At 41.2% G+C, this 320-nt stretch carries 1 protein-coding gene; it reads right to left on the bottom strand.

The features are described 5' to 3' along the window. Positions 1-180, bottom strand: a 180-nt coding sequence (locus AC0IXA_RS27275) for an SsrA-binding protein (protein ID WP_471814878.1), incomplete at its 3' end; no start/stop codon positions are given. Positions 181-320 lie beyond the last annotated feature (140 nt).

Genomic DNA, 320 nt, shown 5'->3' with positions numbered 1-320 from the left:
AAGAAACACTTCTCCTCGCTCGATTTTGGCAAAGGAATCTTTTAAATTCACTTTTCCAGCACGAATCGATTTGATTTCAGTTCCTTGTAATACAAGGCCGGCTTCGTAAGTTTCTTCTATAAAGTAATCATGATTTGCTTTTTTGTTTTGGGAAACAACCTTTCCCTCTCCCTTTGGCATTGGCGTACACCCTCCTTTTGACACAGACACGGTCCAAATCGTACGGATTATTTTATCAAACAATCCACCTTTCGACAATGCTGACGCCATGTGGTCAAAAAGCAAATAGAGCGTGATGCCCTATTTGCTCTTTGGCACGT

It is taken from the genome of Pseudomonas sp. AC083, from assembly GCF_979253165.1.
Note: the sequence above shows the minus strand (reverse complement) of the source record. Positions and strands in the feature narration are given on the sequence as shown.